Origin of the sequence: Streptomyces sp. NPDC021115 (assembly GCF_044333065.1) — a bacterium.
Lineage (GTDB): Bacteria > Actinomycetota > Actinomycetes > Streptomycetales > Streptomycetaceae > Streptomyces.
In genome coordinates this window covers 99,082-111,990 of record NZ_JBIRQF010000011.1, presented here as the reverse complement: position 1 = coordinate 111,990, position 12,909 = coordinate 99,082, and the positions used below count along the sequence as shown (strand labels likewise).

Below are 12,909 nucleotides of genomic sequence, written 5' to 3'. Positions count from 1 at the left end.
CGCTCCGCGTTCCGTACCGTACGCGTCGTACGGCTACGCGTCGTACGGTACGGAACGTCGGAAGCGGCGTCGCGGTTCCGGTGGGTGATCAGCAGCCGTTCAGGATGCCGCTCAGCGCGGACTTCTCCGCCGAGTCGACGCTGAGCTTGTACGTGGACTTCACCGAGACCCACATGCGCGCGTACATGCAGTGGTACGAGGCCAGCGGCGGCAGCCACTTGGCCGGGTCCTTGTCGCCCTTGGCCTGGTTGACGTTGTCCGTCACGGCTATGAGCTGCGAGTGGGTCAGGTCGTTGGCGAGGGCCTGGCGCTGCGCGGTGGTCCAGCTGCTGGCGCCGGACTTCCACGCCTCGGAGAGCGGGATGACGTGGTCGATGTCCACGTCGGAGGCGGCGGTCCAGGTCTCGCCGTCGTACGCGGACTTCCAGGTGCCGCTGGTGGCCGCGCAGCTGGAGTCGGTCTGGACGTTCGTACCGTCGCGCTTGAGGACCTCCTCACGGGTGTTGCAGGAGCCGCTCTGGGTGATCCAGTGCGGGAACTTGTCCCGGCTGTAGCCGTCGGACGACCCCTCGGCCTTGACCGTCAGCGCGGCCAGCTGGGTACGCGCGGTGGCGGCGCTCGGCGGGGTGGGCGGGGCGGCCTGCGCGGTCGGCCCGCTGAGCACCAGCGTGCCCAGCAACCCGGCGAACCCGCCGAAGACGGCGGCGCGACGCGCGTAGAAGCGCCGGCGGTCGTGCATGTGCGACATGCGAACTCCCTAGGAGTGGGGGGTTGTTGGCCACGGCAACGCGGCCATCGTGGTGGCGCCGGATGGACGTGGGGCAGGCGCCAGGTAACAGAGTGGCGACGCGGTCATGTCAACGCAAGGGGCTTCGGAAAGTACGCGGGGCTTTGGAGGGCGAGGGGGCGGGGGATGCGCGCCGGAGGCGTCCCGTAGGGTGGTGTGCAGCAGAAGGGGAGTAGCTCCTCGCCGGACCGTCGACATACTGCCCGCCCCCAGAGGTGCGGGCCGGCGCCCGGAGCGTACGAATCCGCCGGTGTGCGGGTGCGTGCGCCAGCGAGACCTTCGGCCGCAGTGTCCGACGCTGCCGTGCCGAAGCGACCCCTTTCCCGGGCCCCTCGGTGCGGCCCGACCCGATGAGGTATCCAGTTCCGTGTTCAGCTTCACCGTCGCCGCCGTGGTCTTCGGCGTCGTCTTCCTCGCCGAGCTGCCCGACAAGACCGCCCTGGCCGGGCTGATGCTCGGCACCCGCTACCGCGCCTCGTACGTCTTCGCGGGCGTCGCCGCCGCCTTCGCCGTCCACGTCGGCCTCGCCATCGCGGCGGGCAGCGTGCTCGGCCTGCTGCCGCACCGCCTGCTCCAGACGGTCGTCGGTGTGCTCTTCCTCGGCGGCGCCGCGGTGCTGCTGCTGAAGAAGGACGACGGCGAGGAGGAGGTCAGCAAGCCCGCCGACCAGTCGTTCTGGAAGGTCGCCGGGGCGGGCTTCTCGCTGATCCTGGTCGCCGAGTTCGGCGATCTCACCCAGATCATGACCGCCAACCTCGCCGCCCGCTACGACGATCCGCTGTCGGTCGGCGTGGGCGCGGTGCTGGCGCTGTGGGCGGTCGCGGGTCTCGGCATCCTGGGCGGCCGCACCCTGATGAAGTACGTACCGCTGCGGCTGATCACGAAGGTCGCGGCGCTGGTGATGCTGGCGCTGGGCGCGTTCAGCCTGTACGAGGCGGTGTCGGCGTGAGCCGCTGAGCTCTACGGAGCACGGGGTGTCGGGGCGTTCAGCCCGCGAGGTCCGCGAGGTGCAGCCGCAGGCCGTCCTCGCCGGGCAGCGCCTCGACCCGCACCCGCGCCAGATCCGCCACGTGGGCGTCCGGGGCGTGGGCCGCGGCCCGCGGGCCGACGCCGACCACGCGCATCCCGGCCGCCCGGCCCGCCGCGATGCCGACCTCCGAGTCCTCGAAGACCACGCAGTCGCGGGGCGCGAAGCCCAGTTCGGCGGCGCCCTTCAGAAAGCCCTCCGGGTCCGGCTTGCTCGCCCCGACCCGCTCCGCGGTCACCAGGACGGCGGGCAGCGGCAGCCCGGCGGCCCCCATCCTGGCCCGGGCCAGGCCGTCGTCGGCGGAGGTCACGAGGGCGTGCGGCAGACCGGCGAGCGCGGCCATGAAGGCGGGCGCGCCGGGGATCGGCACGACGCCGTCGAGGTCGGTGGTCTCCCGTTCGAGCATCCACTGGTTGTCGGCCAGGTTCCGCTCCACCGGCCGGTCCGGCAGCAGCGCCGCCATGGTGGCGTGCGCCTGGCGGCCGTGGACCACCTTCAGCACGCTCTCGGGGTCCAGTCCCTGCTCGGTGGCCCAGATCCGCCAGTAGCGCTCGACCACGGCGTCGGAGTTCACCAGCGTGCCGTCCATGTCGAGCAGCAGGGCGCGGGCGGTGAGCGGCATGGGGACTCCGGGGTGCGGCAGGAGACGGGCAGGCCGAAAGAGACACAAGCGGCTCCGCCCGCCGGTCAGGGAAAACGGGCGGAACCACTTTGTTCCTCCACGATACAAAGAGGGGCGCCGATGCGCCAGGGGCCGGGTGCGTCCTTTCGCACCCGGCCCCTGCGTCTGCCTGTTGTTTTCGACAGCCCTACGGCTCGTCGGTCCGGGATTCGAGGTCGCGGCGGGTGTTCTCGCCGTAGACCCCCTCCGGGTCCCCCTTGATGTCGAACCGGTCCTGGTACGACGCGACCGCGTCCTTCACCCCGTCGTCGTACTCGCCGTCCGCGGCGCCGATGAACATCAGCAGCTGGGTCAGCCGCTTCTGGAGCTCGACGACCTCGGCCCCGCTGTCGCCCTCGCGCAGCACGGGCGGGCCGGTGGGCTCGGGGCTCTTCGGCGGGTCGGTGGTCGGCGGCTTGGTCGGCTGCCGGGGCGTGCTGGGCGTGCTGGGCTTGTCCGGCGTCTCCGGTTGGGTGGCCGGGCGGGACGTGGGCGGCGCCGCGGGCGTACGGGGCGCCGGTGGTGCCACGCGGTCCTGGCTCCGGCTCGTGCCCGGCGGCGTCGCCGGGGACTGCGAGGGCTTGGGCTTCTTGCTCGGCGTGGAGCGGTGGGACGGGGTGGCGCCCTCGTCCTCGGCCGGCGGCAGGTCCGGGGCGCTGGTCTGCGTATCGGCGATCGCGCGGTCGCTCCGCTTGCCGTCGCTGTCCCTGTTGCCGCCGAACAGACCGGTCGTCACGGCCAGCGTTCCGGCCACGACCACCGCGGCGGCCCCCGCGACCGCCGTGGCGACGGGCTTGCGGCGGTTCTTGCGGCGGCGGCCCCCGCCGCCGTCGGCGCTGCTGACGGTCTCGCTGCCGGGCCCCTCTCCACCGGCGCCGCCCTGGGGGGCGCCCTGCGGGGCTCCCTGGCTGTCGCGGCGGCCCGCCGCGGTGATGCGGTCGATCACCCGGGTGCGGTCGACGGGACCGCCGGGGGTGATGCGGTCGACCGGGGTGATGGGCGCGATGCGGTCGATCACCTGGGTCTCGTCGGCGGCGTCCCCGTACCCGCCGGGCGCCGCGCCGGGCTCCGGCGCGGGCTCCTGGCCGGGTCGCGGTCCGGGTTCCGCCTCGGGCTGCGCCTTGCGGAAGAACTTCCCGACATCGCGCGGCCGGGGGCCCTTTGAGCCGCCGCCGGAGCGTTTGTCGCCGGAGAGCCTGAGGTACGGACGGACGGCGCGCGGCTGGTCGCCCGTCTGCCGGGCGTCGGCCGCCCGGGCGTCGGTCGTCTGGTCGTCGGTGGTCTGCGCACTGGGGTCGCCGGTCGCCGAGCCGGTCACGGAGCCGGGTGCCGGGCCGGTCGCCGAGCCGCTTACGGGCCCGGTGGCCGAGCCGCGTACGGGTCCGGGCGTCGCCGGGCCCGTGGCGGTGGCGCGCTGCTGGACGCACGCACAACTGGGCAGGCCGTTCGCGCGGAGCGGCGCGTAGCAGTGCGGGCAGGAATCTGCCGTCACGTGAATTTCCCTCCCTGTAATACGCAGCGATTATGCGCATCTGATCGGCTTCCGCGCATGCGTTCGTCGTCAGGAGGCGTGCCGGGTGCGTCACGGACGGACCCGGCACGGCCGACCGTAACAGGGCATAAAGGGCGCGTTGGGGAGAGGATGGGAGGGCGAGCAGCCGAGCGGTTACGAGGAGTCGTCATGGCTAGGGACGCCGGCCGCCCGACTCCGGCCCCGGACCCCGTGGTTCCGGGCCCCGAGGAGGGGCGGCCGCAGCGCACGGTCCTGGTGGCCATCGGCGCGCTGCTGCTCGGCATGCTGCTCGCGGCACTCGACCAGACCATCGTCTCCACCGCGCTGCCGACCATCGTCAGCGACCTCGGCGGTCTCGACCATCTGTCCTGGGTGGTGACCGCGTATCTGCTCGCCTCCACCGCCGCCACCCCGCTGTGGGGCAAGCTCGGCGACCAGTACGGGCGCAAGCGGCTCTTCCAGGCCGCGATCGTCCTCTTCCTGGCCGGGTCCGCGCTGTGCGGACTCGCCCAGAACATGGGGCAGCTGATCGGCTTCCGCGGGCTCCAGGGGCTGGGCGGCGGCGGGCTGATCGTGCTGTCGATGGCCATCGTCGGCGATATCGTGCCGCCCCGTGAACGCGGCCGCTACCAGGGGCTCTTCGGCGCCGTCTTCAGCTGCGCCAGCGTGCTGGGGCCGCTGCTCGGCGGGCTGTTCGTGGACCAGCTCAGCTGGCGCTGGGTGTTCTACATCAACCTCCCCGTCGGCGTCGTCGCGCTCCTCGTCATCGCCTCCGTCCTGCACATCCCGGTCAGCCGCACCCCGCACACCATCGACTACCTCGGCACCGGCCTGATCGCCGGGGTGGCCGCCACCCTGGTGCTGATGGCCTCGCTCGGCGGCGTCAGCTTCGGCTGGGCGTCCTGGCAGGTCCTCGGGCTCGCGGTGCTCGGTGCCGTCCTGCTGATCGCCTTCGTGCGCGTGGAGCGGCGGGCCGCCGAACCGGTGCTGCCGCTGAAGCTCTTCCACAGCCGCACCTTCACGCTCTGCGCGGTCATCGGCTTCGTCGTCGGCTTCGCGATGTTCGGCAGCATGATCTACCTGCCGACCTTCCTCCAGGTCGTCCAGGGCGTCTCGCCGACCCTCTCCGGCGTCCACATGCTGCCGATGGTCCTCGGCATGCTGCTGTGCTCCACGGTCTCCGGCGAACTGGTCAGCCGCACCGGCCGCTACAAGGTCTTCCCGATCCTCGGCACCGCCGTCACCGGCATCGGGCTGCTGCTCCTGCACCAGCTGCGCGAGACCAGCGGGGCAGCCGAGACCAGCGCCTACTTCTTCGTCTTCGGCTGCGGGCTCGGACTCGTCATCCAGGTGCTGGTGCTGATCGTGCAGAACTCGGTGAGCTACCAGGACCTGGGCGTCGCCACCTCCGGCGCGACCTTCTTCCGCTCCATCGGCGCCTCCTTCGGCGTGTCCGTCTTCGGCTCGATCTTCGCGGGCAGCCTCACCCCCAAGATCGCCGACGCGCTCACCGGGCGGACACTGCCGCCCGGCGTCACCCCCGCCGGGCTCGCCGCCGACCACCACACCCTCGGGCGGCTGCCACCGGGCGACCGGGCCGCGGTGACGCACGCGTACGCCCTGTCCATCACCGAGGTGTTCCTCTACGCGGTCCCCGTCGTGCTGCTCGCCTTCGTCCTCGCCTGGTTCCTGCGGGAGGAGCCGCTGCGGGGCAGCGTCACCGCCCCCGAGGCCAGCGAGGTGCTGGCCAGCAACCCCGTCGAACGCTCCTCGTACGACGAATGCGCGCGCGCCCTGTCGCTGCTGGGCTGCCGCGAGGGGCGCCGGAAGATCTACGTCGACATCACCCGGCGCGCCGGGCTCGACCTGCTCCCGGCCGCCAGCTGGATGCTGCTGCGCATCCGCCACTACGGCTCGGTCGAGCCCGCGGTGCTGGCCGAGCGCACCCCCGTACCGCTGCGCGCCATCACCGGCGCGGCGCGCCAGATCGAGGAACGCGGGCTCGGCGCGCGCTACGGGCTCGATCTGACCCTGACCCCGCAGGGCCGGGAGGTCGCGGACCGCCTCTTCAAGGCCCGCGAGGCGTCGCTGGCCGAGCTGCTGGGCGACTGGTGGTCACCTGACCGGCCGACGGATCTGGTCGAGCTGGTGGACGAGCTGACGCGGGAGATGTGCGGCTCCGACGCCGAGCGGCCCTGGCGCCGGGAGCCGCCGCCGCGGTGAGCGCGCTGGGGTCACCGGGGTCATACGAAGTCCTTGGCCATCCACACTTCGGCGTACGGCCCCTCGCTGAACGCCGGTACGTCCCGGTAGCCGTGGCGTGCGTACAGCGCCCGCGCCTCGACCAGATCGCGCCGGGTGTCCAGCACGATCCGTACGACGCCCAGCTCGCCCGCGGCGCCCTCGACGGCCGCCAGCAGCGCGGCGCCCCCGCCGAGCCCGCGCTTGCCGGGGCGCAGGAACACCCGCTTCAGCTCCCCGGTGCGGTCGCCGCGGACGCCCCGCCGCCGCAGCCCCGCGCAGCCCGCCACGTCGCCGTCGTGGTGCGCCACCAGCAGCACCCCGTCCGGCGGGGCCAGATCGTCGCTGGGCATCTCCCGCAGCGCCCGCTCGACCTCCTCGGACGTCGCGTCGCGCCCTTCGCGCAGCCGGTAATAGCGGTCGGCCACATCGGTCATGTACTCGCGCAGCAGGGCGGCCGCGACCGGGTCGGTGACCGGCCGCGCGGCGACGGCCCAGGACGGGGTGACGGGCATGGGCGGCATCCTGGCATCCGCCCGCGACCGGCCGCATCGGAATATGACGCAGTTTGAGCGCGGGGGAGCGGGCTACCCGGCGCCCCAGAGTCCCCGAACAGGGGGACACCTGCGGGAAGGCAGAAGCAGACCATGTCAACTGGCGCGATCATCATCGTGGTTGCCGCTGCGGTCGTCCTGGTGACCCTGCTCGCCGCGGTCGTCGTACGTGCGCGTGGGGGCGGCAGGAAGAATGCTCTGCGACGCCACTTCGGACCCGAGTACGACCTGAACGTCGCCGAGCACGCGGGCGACACGAAGGCGGCGGAGCGCGAACTGGAGATGCGGCTGCGGAGCTACCGGGACCTCAAGACCGAACCCCTCCCCGGGGAGCTGCGCGAGCGCTATCTGGCCGAATGGGTGAGCACCCAGGAGCTGTTCATCGAGTCCCCGGAGCGCGCGGCGGCCGGGGCGGACCAGCTGCTCGCCCGCCTGGCGCGGGACCGCGGCTATCCGTCCGACCGCTACGAGGAGCAGGTCGCGGCCCTGTCCGTGCACCACGCGGACTGTGTGCAGGGCTACCGGCAGCTCCACGTCGCGGCCGCCCGCGCCCGTGAGGGCCGGGCCGACACCGAGGAGCTGCGCGAGGCCGTGGTGCACGCCCGGCCCTTCTTCGAGGACCTGGTGAAGCCACCCCATCACGCGTCCGAGGGGCACCAGGGACACACCGGGAGGGCCGGCGGGAAGGGCCACTCCTGGCACATCGGGAAGGCTGGTGCGTGATGACGGACTTCGGACCCGAGCGGAAGCACGGACTCGACGCGGACCACGGCCCCGAGCACGCCAACGGGCACCGTGGGCACGGCCTGGAGAAGCACGAAGTGCCACCGCCGCCCAGCGGCGAGCCGATGGGCGGCGGCATGGGCGGTGTGCCGCAACCGAGGGACGGCGGCCTGGAGCAGACGACCACCCCGGACGGGCCCAGCTTCCCCGTCCTGCCGACGAGCGAGCACGACAAGCTGAACCAGCGCCTGCGGTACGCGGTCAGCAGCTTCGTGGACGCCCCGCGCGGCTCGGTGGAAGAGGCGGACGCCCTCCTCGAAGAGGTCTCCGCCCGGCTGGTCGACCTCCTCGCCGAACGCCGCCGAACCCTCCGCGACGCCTGGCACGACGGCGCCGTGGGCACCGAGGAGACGGAGGAGCTGCGCCTGGCCATGCGCGGCTACCGCAACGTTCTGGAGCGGCTGCTCAGCGTCTGAGCCCTCCGCCTCCCCTCCCCGGCCGCCGCCCGGCCCTCGCTCCGGGCGGCGGCCTTCTTCGCGCGCGGGCTGGCCTGCGATGATGCGGCGGTCACCGTTCGCCGGTTCCGGGAGAGGAAGCTCGCGTGCCCCCGATAGACCTCCTGTCCGCCGAGACGTTCCCCGACAGCGTCAAGGGCCTCGCCGAGGTCCTGGCCGACGCCGTCGACGACGGCGCCTCCATGAGCTTCCTCGCCCCCTTCGGCCACGAGGCCGCCGCCGCGTGGTGGCACGCGCAGGCCCCGGCGGTGACCGACGGCAGCCTGCTCGTCTGGGTCTGCCGCGACCCGGAGAGCGCGGGCGGCATCGTCGGCACCGTCAGCCTGGCCCTGTCCCGCAAACCCAACGCCCGGCATCGCGCCGAGCTCATCAAGCTGGCCGTCCACCGCACCGCCCGCGGCCGGGGGCTGGCGCGGGAGCTGCTGGCCACCGCGGAAGCGGCCGCCCGCGCCGCCGGGGTCACCCTCCTGATGCTGGACACCGTCACGGCCAGCCCGGCCGAGCGCGTCTACCTCGCCGACGGCTGGACGCGCTACGGCATCGTCCCCGACTACGCCGCCGCCCCGGGAGGCGCCCTGGAGGATTGCAGCTTCTTCTACAAGCGACTGGAGGCGGAGGCGGGCGGCTGACGAACACAAGCGGCTGACGAACACAAGCGGCTGACGAGCCTGGTTGCTAAGGTCATGCGGCCGCGCCCCGCGTGGCGCGTCCCTCCGTCCCTTCGCCCCGAGGTTTCTCACCCGTGCCCGCTCTTTCGCACCTGTCCCATCTCCCCCAGACGGAAGCGGACGAGCGCCGCATCAAGCGCAACCGTCGGCTCTTCCTGGCGATGGTCATCGCCCTGACGGGCGCGGTGGCGGTCAGCGTCTTCGGGCCGCACTCCTCCGACAGCGATCCCAGCACCCTGAAGGCGGGCGACTGCTTCAAGAAGACCGGCTCCAAGGACGATCAGACCGTGGAGAAGCTCGACTGCGGCGACTCGGACGCCGGGTACCAGGTGGTGAAGATGGACAAGGACGCGGTCGTCGACACCTTCGCGTGTCAGGACGCGCCCGGTGCGACGGGCTCCCTCACCCAGGTCGGCGCCGAGTCGTTCGTCATCTGCTTCAAGAAGAACACGTAGCCCGAAGCCGCCCCGGGCGCTGTTCCGTCAGGACGAGCGGCGCTGTTTGAACACCCACAGGCCCGCGCCCGCGACGATCAGGACGCCGATGCTGATGCCGATCGCGGTGGCGGCGCCCGCGTTGCTGTTCTCCTCCTCGTCCGCCTTCTTCTCGCTCTTGCCGCTCTCGCCGGACGCCTTGTCGGACGTCCTGTCGGCGTCCTTCGACGGAGGGGCCGAGGAGGCCGACGGCTTGGAGCCCGCGGCCGCCGCCTTCAGTTCGAGGACCGGGGCGGGCTCCTCCGGCTCCGGGCCGTCGCCGGGCAGTTCGATCCACCGTGAGACCTTGCCGTCGCTGTAGGTCTCGATGGTCTTGAACGCCAGCGACTTGGCGTCGGGCAGCTGCCGCACCGTGACCTTGTGGACGGCGTTCGTCCCCACGGCCAGCTTCGGCCCGCTGACGGTGTAGCCGTCCTTCGTGGGCTTCATCTTCCAGCCCTTGGGCGCCTCGTCGAGGGTGACGTCCCCCGGTGCGATGCCCTCGGGCAGCACCACGCGCACCTCGGTGAAGCCCGCGGACTCCGACTCGGCCTCGCCCTCGAAGGTGAGGGTGACGTCCTTGGCCAGCGCCCGGGGGTTGGAGGCCGTGACCTCCGCATGGGCGGACGCGGGACCGGCGAAGGCGATCGTCGCGGCGATCGCGGTGGCGCTCACCGCACCGAGTCGGCGCAGCGTACGGAGGGTTGACATCAGCGAGACTCCTCAGAACAGATAACAGATAGTGAAATGTGTCAGCGGGTGGCTGTCAGTTGACGATTGTCAGCCGTCAGCCGTCAGCCGTCAGCCGTCAGCCGTCAGCCGTCAGCCGTCAGCTGTCGCGCAGCAGCGCCGTCATGTGCTCGCGGGCGCGGGACACCCGGGACCGTACGGTCCCCACGGGGCAGCCCGTGGCCGAGGCGGCATCGGCGTAGGGGAACCCGAGGAGCTGGGTGAGGACGAACGCCTCCCGGCGCGGGGCGTCCAGCGTCGCCAGCAGTTCGAGCAGGGCCACGCCCTCCTCGAAGCCGGGCAGCCCGGCGGGTTGCGCCCGTTCGGCGACCGTCCGCCAGTCGGTCGTGTCGGCGATACGGGGGCGGGCCGCCGCCGCGCGGTAGCGGTCGGCGACCGCGCGGCGGGCGATCGACAGCAGCCAGGTGCGCGCGCACGAGCGTCCGGCGAACCGGGGCAGCCCGGCCAGCGCCCGCAGATACGTCTCCTGGGTCAGGTCGTCGGCGCCGTGCACATCGGCGCTCAGATGGACGACGAAGCGCCAGACGTCGAGATGGGTGGCGCGGATGAAGTGCTCGATCGCGTCCGAGTCGCCGTCGCGGGCGGCCAGCGCCCATGCGGTGATCTGCTGATCGCGATCCTGTACGAGGGCAGGAGCCATCGCCTGATGTCCTCCGGAAGTGACGGGCTTCCGCCCGTCACCGGTCGGGACAGGCGGGTCAGATGGGCACCGCGCTCATCGGAGGACCTCTGCGGGCGACCACGTAGTGCAGCAGCGCCGCGCGCAGCGCCCGCACGGCTCCCGGCCGCGCCGGAAGGCGGCGGGCGGGCAGCGGCAGGGCGTCCGCGCCCAGCAGCCGCAGGACCAGGCGCAGCGGTACGAAGACGGCGGCCGCGAGCGTACGGCCCAGCCGGAACGCGGCGGCCTCGCCGCACCACAGCCACAGCCCGCACACCAGCGCGGCCAGCGCGTGGGCCAGCAGCATGCCGGGGCTGATGCCGTCCGCCGCCGACGCCATGTGCGCGTCGGCCATCCCGGCCATGCCGTCCATGCCGGAGCCGCCGTGCATGCCCCCGCCGTGCGCACCATGGGCGCCGTGCCCCATGGACGGGTGCGTGAGCCGCGCGGACTGTGAGTAGTGGAACAGCAGGTGCAGCACGAGCTGCGCCCCCACCGTCGCCCCGGTCACGACCGCGGCCCCGCGCTGGCGCCCGGTCAGCCACCATGCCGCGGAGGCGGTGGCGAGGAGCGCCGCGCCCAGCATCCAGCCCGGCACGGTTCCGCCGGACATCACCGCATGGCCCAGGGCCGCCATCACCACGCACACCACCGCGAAGATCGCGGCACGTGTGGTGCGCAGGGCTGGGCCGGGTGTCATGCCGGTCATCGTGCCACCCACCTCGGGTGATGGTGCGAACTCGTATCAAGTTGATAAAACGCGCAGCCATGTGACGCAGGCCACAGAAGTCGCCGGAACTCGGCTCCCCTCCGCCCCGACTACTGGACGAGCACGCCTCGCACCACCCCCGAGCCAGGAGGGCCGCCATGTCCACCGACGAACACGTCGCCCCGGCCGACGGCACCGCTGACGCCGAAGCCGCCGCCGACGTGGCCGACCGGGACGCCCCCGCACGCCCGGCCTGGTCCGTGCTGCGCCCCCTGGTGCTGCGGCTGCACTTCTACGCCGGTGTCCTCGTCGCCCCGTTCCTGCTGATCGCGGCCACCACCGGACTGCTGTACGCGGGCTCCTATCAGGCCGAGAAGCTCGTGTACGACCATGAGCTGCGCGTCCCTGCCGGGGACACCAAGCTGCCCCTCTCCCGGCAGATCGACGCCGCCCGCGAGGCATACCCGGAGGGCACGATCAGCGCGGTGCGCCCGTCACCGGACGACACCGCGACCACCCGGGTGCTGCTCTCCGGCGTGCAGGGGGTCGCCGAGGGCCACACCCGTGCCGTCTTCGTCGACCCGTACACCGCGAAGGTGCGCGGCGCGCTGGAGAGTTACGGCAGCACCGGCGCCCTGCCGCTGCGCACCTGGATCGACGAGTTCCACCGCGATCTGCACCTCGGCGAGAGCGGCCGCCTCTACAGCGAACTCGCCGCCAGCTGGCTGTGGGTGATCACCGGCGGCGGACTGCTGCTCTGGTTCGCCCGCCGCCGTAACCGCCGCGCCACCGCCAAAGCCACCGCCGAGGGCGCCGCGAAGACCGCCACCGGCCGCCGCCGCGCCCTCGCCCTGCACGGCGGCCTCGGCGTCTGGGTGGCCGCCGGGCTGTTCTTCCTGTCCGCCACCGGGCTCACCTGGTCCACGTACGCCGGGGCGAACGTCACCGACCTGCGCGCCGCGGCCGGCCAGTCCACCCCGGCCGTGGCCTCCGGGCTCACCGGGGAACACGCGGGCCACGGCAGCATGCCGGGAATGGACATGGGCGGTGCGGACGGCGGGCGGCACGCCACCGACGTCGGCTACGACGCCGTGCTGCGGGCCGCCCGGGCGAAGGGGCTCGGCGACCCGGTGGAGATCGTGCCGCCGTCCGGCCCGAGCGACGCGTACACGGTCAGCCAGATCCAGCGCAGCTGGCCGGAGAAGCAGGACGCGGTCGCCGTCGCCCCGGCCACCGGCGAGGTCACCGACACCGTGCGGTTCGCCGACTATCCGCTGCTGGCCAAGCTGAGCCGGTGGGGCATCGACCTGCACACCGGAATCCTCTTCGGCATCGTCAACCAGCTCGCCCTCGCGGCGCTCGCCCTCTCCCTGATCCTGCTCATCGTGTGGGGCTACCGCATGTGGTGGCAGCGCGGCCGCACCGGCGCCTTCGGCCGCCCCCTCCCGCGCGGCGCCTGGCGGCAGGTGCCGCCGTACGTCCTGGCCGCGCTGGCCGTCGGCACCGCCGTGGTGGGCTACTACCTGCCGCTGCTGGGCATCCCGCTGGCCGCCTTCCTGGCCGTGGACATCGCGGCGGGCCGGATCGCCGCCCGGCGGGCCCGGCGCGCGTAGAAGGTGAGATCCGGGCG

14 protein-coding genes are annotated in these 12,909 nt (G+C 73.0%); 7 read left to right on the top strand and 7 right to left on the bottom strand.

Annotation, left to right across the window (positions count from 1 at the left end):
• Window positions 1-88: 88 nt before the first annotated feature.
• The gene (locus ACH4TL_RS29205; protein ID WP_398321606.1) at window positions 89-748 is read right to left on the bottom strand and encodes an HNH endonuclease family protein; all 660 of its coding nucleotides are present in this window, start codon (window positions 746-748) and stop codon (window positions 89-91) included.
• A gap of 406 nt (window positions 749-1,154) precedes the next feature.
• On the opposite strand from ACH4TL_RS29205, the gene ACH4TL_RS29200 reads away from it, so the two are divergent.
• Entirely contained in the window at window positions 1,155-1,736 is a 582-nt protein-coding gene (locus tag ACH4TL_RS29200; RefSeq protein ID WP_398321603.1) for a TMEM165/GDT1 family protein, read from the top strand.
• Window positions 1,737-1,773: 37 nt separating this feature from the next.
• Here ACH4TL_RS29200 and ACH4TL_RS29195 read toward each other — a convergent pair whose 3' ends face one another.
• Both ACH4TL_RS29195 and ACH4TL_RS29190 read right to left on the bottom strand, forming a co-directional pair.
• A complete protein-coding gene (locus ACH4TL_RS29195; RefSeq protein WP_398321600.1) occupies window positions 1,774-2,436 on the bottom strand; it encodes an HAD-IA family hydrolase in 663 nt (220 codons plus the stop codon).
• A gap of 187 nt (window positions 2,437-2,623) precedes the next feature.
• Window positions 2,624-3,967, bottom strand: coding sequence for a peptidoglycan-binding protein (locus ACH4TL_RS29190; RefSeq protein WP_398321597.1), 1,344 nt, complete (start codon window positions 3,965-3,967; stop codon window positions 2,624-2,626).
• A 189-nt stretch (window positions 3,968-4,156) separates the two neighbouring features.
• Between ACH4TL_RS29190 and ACH4TL_RS29185 the strand changes: the two genes are divergently transcribed.
• A complete protein-coding gene (locus tag ACH4TL_RS29185) occupies window positions 4,157-6,211 on the top strand; it encodes a DHA2 family efflux MFS transporter permease subunit (protein ID WP_398321594.1) in 2,055 nt (684 codons plus the stop codon).
• 20 nt (window positions 6,212-6,231) lie between these two features.
• Here ACH4TL_RS29185 and ACH4TL_RS29180 read toward each other — a convergent pair whose 3' ends face one another.
• A complete protein-coding gene (locus ACH4TL_RS29180) occupies window positions 6,232-6,753 on the bottom strand; it encodes a GNAT family N-acetyltransferase (RefSeq protein WP_398321591.1) in 522 nt (173 codons plus the stop codon).
• 123 nt (window positions 6,754-6,876) lie between these two features.
• On the opposite strand from ACH4TL_RS29180, the gene ACH4TL_RS29175 reads away from it, so the two are divergent.
• The 4 genes from ACH4TL_RS29175 (at window position 6,877) to ACH4TL_RS29160 (ending at window position 9,144) form a co-directional block, all read left to right on the top strand.
• Window positions 6,877-7,506 (top strand): hypothetical protein, encoded by a 630-nt coding sequence (locus tag ACH4TL_RS29175; RefSeq protein WP_398321588.1) that lies wholly within the window; start codon window positions 6,877-6,879, stop codon window positions 7,504-7,506.
• Complete coding sequence (locus ACH4TL_RS29170; RefSeq protein ID WP_398321586.1) at window positions 7,506-7,982, top strand: hypothetical protein; 477 nt, start codon at window positions 7,506-7,508, stop codon at window positions 7,980-7,982. Before ACH4TL_RS29175 ends, ACH4TL_RS29170 begins: the two co-directional genes overlap by 1 nt.
• 125 nt (window positions 7,983-8,107) lie before the next feature.
• Window positions 8,108-8,650 (top strand): GNAT family N-acetyltransferase, encoded by a 543-nt coding sequence (locus ACH4TL_RS29165; protein WP_398321583.1) that lies wholly within the window; start codon window positions 8,108-8,110, stop codon window positions 8,648-8,650.
• A 113-nt stretch (window positions 8,651-8,763) separates the two neighbouring features.
• Window positions 8,764-9,144, top strand: coding sequence for a hypothetical protein (locus ACH4TL_RS29160; protein WP_398321580.1), 381 nt, complete (start codon window positions 8,764-8,766; stop codon window positions 9,142-9,144).
• A 27-nt stretch (window positions 9,145-9,171) separates the two neighbouring features.
• Here the strand turns inward: ACH4TL_RS29160 and ACH4TL_RS29155 are convergent, their stop codons facing one another.
• The 3 genes from ACH4TL_RS29155 to ACH4TL_RS29145 form a co-directional block, all read right to left on the bottom strand.
• The gene (locus ACH4TL_RS29155; RefSeq protein WP_398321577.1) at window positions 9,172-9,873 is read right to left on the bottom strand and encodes a DUF1775 domain-containing protein; all 702 of its coding nucleotides are present in this window, start codon (window positions 9,871-9,873) and stop codon (window positions 9,172-9,174) included.
• 118 nt (window positions 9,874-9,991) lie between these two features.
• Complete coding sequence (locus ACH4TL_RS29150) at window positions 9,992-10,552, bottom strand: sigma-70 family RNA polymerase sigma factor (RefSeq protein ID WP_398321574.1); 561 nt, start codon at window positions 10,550-10,552, stop codon at window positions 9,992-9,994.
• Between the two features lie 58 nt (window positions 10,553-10,610).
• Window positions 10,611-11,270 carry a hypothetical protein gene (locus tag ACH4TL_RS29145; RefSeq protein ID WP_398321572.1) on the bottom strand — a complete coding sequence of 220 codons (660 nt, stop codon included), beginning with the start codon at window positions 11,268-11,270 and terminating at the stop codon, window positions 10,611-10,613.
• A gap of 167 nt (window positions 11,271-11,437) precedes the next feature.
• Here ACH4TL_RS29145 and ACH4TL_RS29140 point away from each other — a divergent pair, with 167 nt between their 5' ends.
• Window positions 11,438-12,892, top strand: coding sequence for a PepSY-associated TM helix domain-containing protein (locus tag ACH4TL_RS29140; RefSeq protein ID WP_398321569.1), 1,455 nt, complete (start codon window positions 11,438-11,440; stop codon window positions 12,890-12,892).
• The last annotated feature ends 17 nt before the right edge of the window (window positions 12,893-12,909 follow it).

What these genes read in the sequence shown, in the direction of transcription:
- ACH4TL_RS29205 (WP_398321606.1), bottom strand. Translation starts at nt 748, where the DNA reads ATGTCGCACATGCACGACCGCCGGCGCTTCTACGCGCGTCGCGCCGCC.
- ACH4TL_RS29195 (WP_398321600.1), bottom strand. Translation starts at nt 2,436, where the DNA reads ATGCCGCTCACCGCCCGCGCCCTGCTGCTCGACATGGACGGCACGCTG.
- ACH4TL_RS29185 (WP_398321594.1), top strand. Translation starts at nt 4,157, where the DNA reads ATGGCTAGGGACGCCGGCCGCCCGACTCCGGCCCCGGACCCCGTGGTT.
- ACH4TL_RS29180 (WP_398321591.1), bottom strand. Translation starts at nt 6,753, where the DNA reads ATGCCGCCCATGCCCGTCACCCCGTCCTGGGCCGTCGCCGCGCGGCCG.
- ACH4TL_RS29175 (WP_398321588.1), top strand. Translation starts at nt 6,877, where the DNA reads ATGTCAACTGGCGCGATCATCATCGTGGTTGCCGCTGCGGTCGTCCTG.
- ACH4TL_RS29170 (WP_398321586.1), top strand. Translation starts at nt 7,506, where the DNA reads ATGACGGACTTCGGACCCGAGCGGAAGCACGGACTCGACGCGGACCAC.
- ACH4TL_RS29155 (WP_398321577.1), bottom strand. Translation starts at nt 9,873, where the DNA reads ATGTCAACCCTCCGTACGCTGCGCCGACTCGGTGCGGTGAGCGCCACC.
- ACH4TL_RS29150 (WP_398321574.1), bottom strand. Translation starts at nt 10,552, where the DNA reads ATGGCTCCTGCCCTCGTACAGGATCGCGATCAGCAGATCACCGCATGG.
- ACH4TL_RS29145 (WP_398321572.1), bottom strand. Translation starts at nt 11,270, where the DNA reads ATGACACCCGGCCCAGCCCTGCGCACCACACGTGCCGCGATCTTCGCG.
- ACH4TL_RS29140 (WP_398321569.1), top strand. Translation starts at nt 11,438, where the DNA reads ATGTCCACCGACGAACACGTCGCCCCGGCCGACGGCACCGCTGACGCC.